Origin of the sequence: Amycolatopsis sp. H20-H5, assembly GCF_035828755.1 — a bacterium.
Classification (GTDB): Bacteria; Actinomycetota; Actinomycetes; order Mycobacteriales; family Pseudonocardiaceae; genus Amycolatopsis.
Genome location: NZ_JAYMZS010000208.1, coordinates 1 through 8,000 on the forward strand (window position 1 = coordinate 1; position 8,000 = coordinate 8,000).

Annotated in this window: 8 protein-coding genes and 1 pseudogene; 5 read left to right on the top strand and 4 right to left on the bottom strand. The window is 68.1% G+C overall.

The genetic code is table 11. The features are described 5' to 3' along the window. Positions 1-673 (top strand): annotated as a pseudogene (locus QMK34_RS46030) (IS5 family transposase); the annotation flags it as partial. A gap of 768 nt (positions 674-1,441) precedes the next feature. Here the strand turns inward: QMK34_RS46030 and QMK34_RS46035 are convergent. Continuing rightward, positions 1,442-2,128, bottom strand: a complete 687-nt coding sequence (locus QMK34_RS46035; RefSeq protein WP_326421265.1) for a hypothetical protein — start codon at positions 2,126-2,128, stop codon at positions 1,442-1,444. Between the two features lie 48 nt (positions 2,129-2,176). On the opposite strand from QMK34_RS46035, the gene QMK34_RS46040 reads away from it, so the two are divergent. Continuing rightward, positions 2,177-2,728: a hypothetical protein gene (locus QMK34_RS46040; RefSeq protein WP_326421267.1), complete on the top strand. Its 552-nt coding sequence runs from the start codon at positions 2,177-2,179 to the stop codon at positions 2,726-2,728. Positions 2,729-2,876: 148 nt separating this feature from the next. Here the strand turns inward: QMK34_RS46040 and QMK34_RS46045 are convergent, their stop codons facing one another. The 3 genes from QMK34_RS46045 to QMK34_RS46055 all read right to left on the bottom strand — a co-directional run bounded on the left by QMK34_RS46045 (position 2,877) and on the right by QMK34_RS46055 (position 5,591). Continuing rightward, on the bottom strand, positions 2,877-3,752 hold the full coding sequence (locus QMK34_RS46045; RefSeq protein ID WP_326421268.1) for a slipin family protein: 876 nt from the start codon (positions 3,750-3,752) through the stop codon (positions 2,877-2,879). A gap of 40 nt (positions 3,753-3,792) precedes the next feature. Beyond that, a complete protein-coding gene (locus QMK34_RS46050; RefSeq protein ID WP_326421270.1) occupies positions 3,793-4,467 on the bottom strand; it encodes a BON domain-containing protein in 675 nt (224 codons plus the stop codon). An 83-nt stretch (positions 4,468-4,550) separates the two neighbouring features. After that, positions 4,551-5,591 carry a hypothetical protein gene (locus QMK34_RS46055; protein WP_326421271.1) on the bottom strand — a complete coding sequence of 347 codons (1,041 nt, stop codon included), beginning with the start codon at positions 5,589-5,591 and terminating at the stop codon, positions 4,551-4,553. A 220-nt stretch (positions 5,592-5,811) separates the two neighbouring features. On the opposite strand from QMK34_RS46055, the gene QMK34_RS46060 reads away from it, so the two are divergent. The 3 genes from QMK34_RS46060 to QMK34_RS46070 form a co-directional block, all read left to right on the top strand. Beyond that, entirely contained in the window at positions 5,812-6,684 is an 873-nt protein-coding gene (locus QMK34_RS46060; protein WP_326421272.1) for a universal stress protein, read from the top strand. Continuing rightward, entirely contained in the window at positions 6,681-7,229 is a 549-nt protein-coding gene (locus tag QMK34_RS46065; protein ID WP_326421273.1) for a flavodoxin domain-containing protein, read from the top strand. The genes QMK34_RS46060 and QMK34_RS46065 overlap by 4 nt, the downstream gene beginning before the upstream one ends. Beyond that, positions 7,213-8,000, top strand: a 788-nt coding sequence (locus QMK34_RS46070; protein ID WP_326421274.1) for a universal stress protein, incomplete at its 3' end; no start/stop codon positions are given. The genes QMK34_RS46065 and QMK34_RS46070, both read left to right, overlap by 17 nt.

An 8,000-nucleotide genomic window follows, 5' to 3' on the forward strand; every position in this document is an offset into this window, starting at 1 on the left:
GTCCGTGGCGGGACCTGCCCACCGATTTCGGGCCGTGGCAGACGGTGTGGAAACGGCATCATCGGTGGTCCTTGGACGGCACCTATGACGACATGTTCGCCCAGGTCGCTGCCGTGTTCGGGGTCGACACCGACATGGCCGAGGGCATCGAGAAGCTGTTGTCGGTGGATTCGACGAGCGCGCGGGCGCATCAGCATTCCGCGGGCGCACGGTCCGACACGCTCGCCTCAGGGGGCTCTGGCGAGTTACGAGAAAGCCGCCGGTGAACCGTCCGACCACGTGATCGGCCGTTCGCGGGGCGGGCTGACCACGAAGATCCACGCTCTGACCGACCAGCGGGAGGCCCCGGTCGGGATCCGGTTGACCGCAGGCCAAGCCGGTGACAACCCCCAGCTGGTGCCGTTGCTCGACGACGACGCCGAGAGGCGCCGGGCCGTGGGCGAGCCCGGCCGCGACTTCCGGCTGCTCGGCCGGAGGCCGGCCACCCGCGTTCGACCCCGCGCTTTACAGCCCGCGCAACACCGTCGAACGCGGTTTCAACCGACTCAAACAATGGCGCGGTATCGCAACCCGCTACGACACATACGCGCTCACCTACCTCGGCGGTGTCCTCCTCGCCTGCGCCGTCATCCACACCCGGACAGGAACCAACAAATTGAGAGACACGGGCTAATGTCCACCAAACCGGGAGCGGTCCAGTCTGGCACGTTGCCCACTCCGTGTCATACGAAAACCCACCAATCGTGTCACCAAAAGTGCGAACCTCAGACACGAGTGGGTGCCTTTTATTGTTCGACAGGCTTTCCGTGCGCCACTCGTGGCCAGTGCCGGTCTACGCTGCCTTCCCGCGACTCGACGTTGTTCCCGATCAGCCCGGCCGCCCGACGACCGTCAGTGCGGAGGCCATTCTCGACGTCGTCAGCGTAGCCAACGAGGACACTGCCGCCTCGGCCAACGTTGTCGACTGCGCCACCGTCGTCGCTCAGGTCCTCGGGCGCCACCGCGACCGTCGATGTCCTCGTGGCCGCGCACCCAGGTCGCAACCTCCAGTCGCCGGGATATCCTGGGTGGTGGACGTTCCTGAGGACGTTTCTGAAAAGGGGGAAGAAACCGTTTCTCGTATTCCTTGATATTCACGTCTGGGCGAGCCTCAAAAATCGCTGTCCCTTTCCTCGCATCGGGAGGAAGTATCCTCGCAGAGGAGTGGTCGGGACTCTTTTTCGTTGCCAAATCGGCTCGGCTGGGGCAAGTGTGGTTCTCAAGAGTGCTGGTGGGCCCATGTGCCTGGTTTACCCCGGCATGGGAACCGCTGCCGGAATTTCGGTCGCGGGCCGCACTCAGGGTTCGCGGTGTCAGCCCGGACTCACTCTAGGAAACTGTAAGGTTGCTCATGAGATCAAGCGCACGCTCCACCACTGCCAGCCGTACCCGGACTGTCCTTTTAGGACTGGGTACCGCTGCCGGTTTCGCCTTGATCGTCCCCGGTTCGGCGCACGCCGATCCGGTCGGCTGCACCCGGGTCTTCAACGGTTCCGGCGACACCATCGTCTGTACCGCGGGTATCCCTGCCGCGCAGACTCTGACCGGCACTGGCGGCGATGACATCGTCACCGTCACTGGTGCGCCTGTCGATGGCACGATCGACACCCTCGGCGGCAACGACGCCATCACCATCACCGGTACTGCGGGAACTACAGGTGCTTCCGGCGGCGTTGGCGGTGTCGGCACCAGCACCAGCCCTGCCGGGGGTGCTGGTGGGGCCGGTGCGGCTGGTGGAGTCGGGGGCCTCGCCCTGGGCAGCACCGGGATCGTCAACAGTGGTGACGGTACTGACAATGTCACCCTCGTCGGCGGCGCAGGTGGCGTAGGCGGAACCGGCGGCATCGGTGGAGCCGGAGTCCTCGGTGGAGCCGGGGGTGCAGGTGGCGTCGGCGGTGCTGGCGGTGCGGGCGGGCTCGCCAGCGTCGGTGCCATCCACGGCGGGCTCGGGAACGACACGATCAAAGTCACCGGCGGGGCGGGCGGAGCCAGTGGTGCCGGCGCGCTCGGTGGCATCAGCGGGCCCAGCGCTGGTACGGGCGGTGTAGGTGGTGTCGGCGGTGCGGGCGGAGTTGGCGGCATCGGTCAAGGGAGTTCCGCCACCCTCAGTGGTGACGACGGGCTTGACACTCTCACCGTGATCGGTGGCGCCGGAGCCAACGGCAGCGCGGGCGGGGTCGGCGGGATCGGTCACGGCGGCGGCGCGGGCGGCTTCGGTGGCGTCGGCGGAGCCGGTGGCATCGGCAGTTCAGGGGCGATCACCGGCGACGCCGGTAACGACACCCTCAAGGTCACCGGTGGAGTCGGCGGAGTCGGCGCGCTCGCAGGCAAGGGCGGCAACGGCAGCGACAGCGGCCAAATCGGGGGCGCGGGCGGCGACGGGGGCGCCGGCGGTGCCGGCGGCGTCGGCAGCAGCGGGACCGTCAACGGTGGTCTCGGGGACGACGGCATCACGGTGACCGGTGGCAAGGGCGGTAACGGCGGAACAGGTGGCAACGGTGGCAACGGCTGCAACCCCGGCGCTGGTGGCGCGGGCGGTGCGGGCGGCACCCTCGGTGCCGGTGGCGTCGGCAGCTCCGGCACCGTGACCGGTGGAGGAGACACAGACACCATCGCCACCACCAACGGCGCCGTCGGAACCAATGGCACCAACGGTAGCTCGGGCACTGGCGTCATCTGCGTCGGCTGACCGACCGGCACTGACAGCGGACCAAGCCCGGTGCGCACCGCTACGGCCGTACGCACCGGGCTCTGCCATCCACGGAGTCACCGAAGTTTCGGGTAGTGCTTTATTCGGTTTCCGAAAGTGCATAAGCAGGAGCAGAAAATCGGCGGACTCAGGGGACGCTGACGGTAACCGGCGGATGCCCGTTGGGTTCGCTCGCTCCATTGACGGCCATGGGCGGCGCGGCCTTGTCGGCGGCGGCGACCTTTTCCAGGGGCCGGGCGGCGGCTGTTTCCTTGGCGAGGAAAGCTCCGAGTTCCCCGATCGTACTCATCAGCGGTGCGGGGAACACGACGGTGGTGTTCTTGTCGACGCCGATCTCGACGAGGCTCTGCAAGTTCCGCAACTGCAGTGCCAGCGGGTGGGCCATCATCGTGTCGGAGGCGTCGCCGAGCGCTGCCGCAGCGAGGGATTCGCCTTCGGCGCTGATGATTTTCGCTCGCTTCTCCCGCTCGGCTTCGGCCTGTCGTGCCATGGCCCGCTTCATCGTTTCGGGCAGTTGGATGTCTTTCAGTTCCACGAGGGTGACTTCGACGCCCCACTCGACGGTGGTGACGTCGAGGATTCGGCGGATGTCGAGGTTGATGCTGTCGGTGTCGGAAAGGGTTTCGTCGAGGGTGTGCTGGCCGACGACCTTCCGCAGGGTGGTCTGGGCGATCTGGTCGATCGCGGAGTAGACGTTCTCGATCGCGACGACGGACTTCGTCGCGTTGACCACGCGGAAGTAGGCGACGGCGGAGACGTCGACACTGACGTTGTCGCGGGTGATGATGCCCTGGGACTGGATGGGCATGGTGACGATCCGCAGGGACACGCGGTGCAGGACGTCGACGAACGGGATGATCAGGCGCAGGCCGGGTTCACGGGAGCCCAGTACCCGGCCGAGCCGGAACAGGACTCCCTGTTCGTACTGCTTGATGACGCGCACCGCGGAGCCCAGCAGGAGCAGTGCGATGGCGACGATGGCGACGATGATCAGGGGGCTCATGGTGCTCCTCGAATCGGGCGAAGGAAGCGGGCGAACTCGGTCAGAAACCGAGGTTGAGCTTGTTCTCAACGTGGGTCACGCCGGGCGCGAACCAGGCGGCGTCCTCCGCGTGGCGGCGTTCGTCGAAGGAAGCGACAGTGCCGGTCAGCGTGACTTCGCTGCCTTCGACGGTCACGTCGATACGCTTGGCATCGAGCCGGGCGTTGCGGACCAGGGCCGCGGTGATCTTCGCCTTGGCCTCCACCGGCGAGATCACGGCGGTGGGCTTGACCGTGATCAGGTTCTGCACGCTGCGTACGCCAGGCAACGCGGCGATAGCCTGCCGGGCAGCCTCGCGCTCGTAGCGCCATTTCACTTCGCCGGACAGGGTGACGACGTGGTCGTGCACCGTTGCCGTCACCGCGCCCTTCGGGACGATTACTGTGCTGTGCTCGAAAAGGGTGCCAGCTTCGCGGGCGATGTCGGCGTCTTCGAGGGTTCCCCACCGGTCCTGTACGTCGATGTCGTCCACGACGGCGGTGACTCCGTGAACGCGCATCGCGGCGTGTAGGGCGATGTCCTTTTCCGGATAGGTCTGGACCTGGCCGGACAGGGTCACGGCGCCGTCGGTGACGGCGACCCCGATGTGATCGGCGTTGACGCTGGGCGTCCAGATCAGCTCGGTGCTGATCGAAATCTTGAGCTGGTGGTCGGTCATGGGCCGGGTCTGTGTCATGACTCCACTGTGGTCTTCCTGGTTCAGCGGACACAGGGTCTTCGGTCACCTCGGGCAGGGACGAAAGCACCCGCCGGAGGCAATCAGGACGATCGTCCTTTGTGGAGTTTCAAGCCACACTGTTCGCCGTGGGGCCCGTCGAGTCGGGGATCGGCGTCGGTGGCAGGGCTGCGACCGTTGCGGGCCGGATCGACCGGTTGCTCGTCGGTCAGGGTGACCTCGTCGAGGTGCTTCCGGGATGACGCGGGCACCGGAGACCGATGGCCCAGGCGGAGGACGGTCTGCGGCCACATCCCGCCGCCCAGCAGGTCACGGAGTTCCCTGCGAGTCGACGACTCCTGGAGCAGCTGGGGCAGAAACGATGCCGACAGGCCCGCGGTGGTCGCGATGAGCAGCACCCGTTGCAGGGCCTGGCCCGCTTGGATGCGGTCTGCGGGCAGGTCCTGGAACGAGCCGATGACAACGATCAACGGAGACGGTCGCTCCGGGGTCTCGTCGGCCGCCATCGCCCCGTGTTCGGCGTTCTGCAGTATCCATTCGTCCCGGGGCTCGATCGTGGTCACGGTCCGGCCTGTCCAGCTCTTCCAGTCTCTCGCCGCCGTATGGTCTTCACCCTGGGCGAGACGTGCGCGATGGGCTATCGCCTTCAGCTGCGGAAGCTGCGCGGGGGTGAGGGTGGCCAGCCAAGCGCGTTCGATCTCCGCCCCGGCGTGGAGCTCGTTGAGGATCGACGCCGGGACGGTGACCGAGACCGCCGGGTGGCGGTTGGTGCGGCGACGTGGGATCGCCTGTGCCAGCAGCCGATCGTCGGGCGTCGCCGCGTGATGTCCTTCGGGTCGCACCACGGCCAGCAGCTGCGGTCGGCCGGAAACGGGCAGGATCCGCACGTCCGGGTAGACGCCCAGTGCCCGGATCGCCAGCCGCAGGTTCAGCAGCGCCGCGCCGCAGGCGAGCAGCGTCTCCTGGCTGGTCGCCTGCGGCGCGGACAGTTCGATGGTCGTGGCCGTGCAGCGGAATCGCCATGGCTGGTCGTTGTGCCGGGAGGGGGCTGACGTCGCGGCGATGAGTACTGACTCGACCTGGTCCGCGGTCAGCGGCCCCACGGGCCTGACGCTCGTGGTCATGGGGCCGCCTCCTGCTCGTCGTGGGTCGCACCGTCGCTTCCCTTGCCCACTGTCGGTTCCGCGTGACGAGTGTCGGAAGGGCCGAACGTCCCTCGTCGAGTTCTCCAAGGTCACTTGGGGAGACTCCCGGGGCCTTCGGCCCTGACTCAGGTGACTTGCGGCCCTCACTGGCGGCGCGCCCGGGGGACAGGCTGAGGGCAACCTGAAGCCTGGAGGGCCGATGACCTACCGACGCCGTGCCACCGCCCCGATAGCTGTCGGTATCGACGGCTCTGCCGCCTGTCTCGCGGCGACCAAGTGGGCCGCCCGCGAGGCCGCCCGCGCCGATGCCGAGCTCGTCCTCGTGCACGCGACCGCCTTCTCGGCCGCCGAACTCGACCATCACCTCGCCACCCGGGACAACAGCGAGGACGTGCTGCTGGCGGCCGGCGACCGGCAGCTCGCCCGTGCGGTGGCCGTCGCACGGGCAGTGGCGCCCGAGGTACGGGTGACCAGCGAACTGGGTCCCGGCACCGCCGCGAAACTGCTCATCTCCCGATCATCCGACGCGGGAATGCTGGTGGTCGGCTCACACGGCGTCAACGCCGCGGTGGGGCTCTTGCTGGGCTCGGTGGCGGCCGCGGTGGCCGCCGGTGCGCACTGTCCGGTGATCGTGGTCCGTGACGACCCGCCGGACGCCGGGCCGATCGTGGTCGGCGTCGACGTGACGGCCGACAACGACCCCGCACTGGGGTTCGCGTTCGCGGCGGCGTCTCGCGCCGGCGCCGGTCTGATCGCGATGAACGCCTGGTACGACGAGGCCGGGACGCCCACCGCCATGCGGCTGCACGAGGTCGAAGCCTGCGTCGTCGCGTGGTCGGCCAAGTATCCCGACGTCGTCGTCGACCTGCGGGTCGTCAAGGACATGGCGCCCGCGCGCGCCCTGCTCGCCCAGACAGCGGGTGCTCAGCTCCTGGTCGTCGGCTCGCGAGGGCGGGGGCAGCTCGAAACAGTCATCCGCGGTTCGTCCGGTGCGTCGCTGCTGTACCGGGCCAGCTGCCCGGTGGCCATCGTCCATGACCGGCTGACTCCGGACCGGAGCGACAAGCGATGAAGGTCCTTATCGCGGTGGCCAGCCGTCACGGCTCCACCAAGGAGATCGCCGACGAACTCGGCCGTGCCTTGTCCGCGGAGCTCACCGGGCGGGGAATGACGTCCCAGGTCGACGTCATGTTCGCTGACAAGGTCCGGTCTGTTGCGGAGTACGACGCCGTCGTGCTCGGCAGTGCCGTCTACAGGGGACAGTGGCTGGACTCGGCCAAAGGCCTGGCGGAACGCCATCGCGGCGCGCTCCTGCGTAAACCGGTGTGGCTGTTCTCCAGCGGGCCCGTCGGTGACCCGCTCAAACCGGCGAAAGATCCGGTCGACGTCTCGGCTGTCGTCGCCCTTGTCGGTGCGCGGAAGAACCGGGTTTTCTCGGGGAAGATCGACAAGCAGGTCCTGCGCTTCGCCGAGCGGGCGATCATGACGGCGTTGCGAGTCAAAGAAGGCGACTATCGCGACTGGGCCGCGGTTCGCGAATGGGCGAGCCAGGTGGCCGAAGTGCTGGGTCACCCGCACGCACTGAATCAGGAGACCAGTCATGCGTCCCACCAGTGAGCAGATGCCCGTCGTCGTCGGCATCGACGGGTCCCGATCGGCTGTCGAGGCGGCGTTGTGGGCTGGTGACGAAGCCGTAAGACGGCAGTTGCCGGTGAAGCTGATCCATACCTATGTGGTGCCGACGGCCCGGGTCCCGATCAAGCTGCCGACCGTGGAGATGGTTCGCGACGGCCTCGAAAGCAGTGGGCTCGCCTGTCTTCGGGAGGCCGAGACGGCCGTTTCCCAGCGCTGGCCCGAGCTTCACGTCGACACCGTCGTGCGGGAGGCGGAACCGGTGGGCGCGCTCATCCACGAGTCCGCAGCCGCCTCGCTGATGGTGCTCGGAACGCGAGGTCTCGGCGGCTTCACCGGAATGCTGATCGGTTCGACGGCTGTCGCGTTGGCCCACCACGGTCACTGTCCGGTGGTCGTCGCCCGTGGCGCGGGGAATACTGCTGAGCCGGTGGTGGTCGGTGTCGACGGCTCTCCCGCGTCCGAGGCGGCCCTCGCGTTCGCGTTCGAGGAGGCGTTCCTGCGCGAGGCCCCGCTCATCGCGGTCCGCACCTGGAACGCCGTTCTCGGGGACGGCTCGGTGCGGCCCCACGTCCTCACCGCCGACCCGGTGGCCATCGCGGCGGACGAACGGCGTGCTCTGGAAGAGCAGCTATCCGGCTGGCGGGACAAGTATCCCGACGGCGCCGCGAAGCACATCATCCGGCGTGGGCGGCCGGTGCGGACGTTGCTCGAACTCGGTGCGCACGCTCAGCTCCTCGTGGTCGGCAGCCGCGG

Coding starts and splice junctions, on each gene's coding strand:
- QMK34_RS46045 (WP_326421268.1), bottom strand. CDS start 3,752: ATGAGCCCCCTGATCATCGTCGCCATCGTCGCCATCGCACTGCTCCTG.
- QMK34_RS46050 (WP_326421270.1), bottom strand. CDS start 4,467: ATGACACAGACCCGGCCCATGACCGACCACCAGCTCAAGATTTCGATC.
- QMK34_RS46055 (WP_326421271.1), bottom strand. CDS start 5,591: ATGACCACGAGCGTCAGGCCCGTGGGGCCGCTGACCGCGGACCAGGTC.
- QMK34_RS46060 (WP_326421272.1), top strand. CDS start 5,812: ATGACCTACCGACGCCGTGCCACCGCCCCGATAGCTGTCGGTATCGAC.
- QMK34_RS46065 (WP_326421273.1), top strand. CDS start 6,681: ATGAAGGTCCTTATCGCGGTGGCCAGCCGTCACGGCTCCACCAAGGAG.